1 rRNA gene is annotated in these 223 nt (G+C 50.2%); it reads left to right on the plus strand.

Annotated features, from left to right (window positions below):
• Positions 1-223, plus strand: a 23S ribosomal RNA gene (locus EAE93_RS25815); the annotation flags it as partial.

The following is a 223-nucleotide window of genomic DNA, read 5'->3' on the forward strand; positions in this document are numbered from 1 at the left end:
GAATAAGCGTACACGGTGGATGCCTAGGCAGTCAGAGGCGATGAAGGACGTGCTAATCTGCGAAAAGCGTCGGTAAGCTGATATGAAGCGCCATAACCGGCGATGTCCGAATGGGGAAACCCAGTGCAATGCGTTGCACTATCATTAACTGAATCCATAGGTTAATGAGGCGAACCGGGGGAACTGAAACATCTCAGTACCCCGAGGAAAAGAAATCAACCGA

Origin of the sequence: Photorhabdus akhurstii (assembly GCF_018448925.1) — a bacterium.
GTDB classification, from domain to species: Bacteria; Pseudomonadota; Gammaproteobacteria; order Enterobacterales; family Enterobacteriaceae; genus Photorhabdus; species Photorhabdus akhurstii.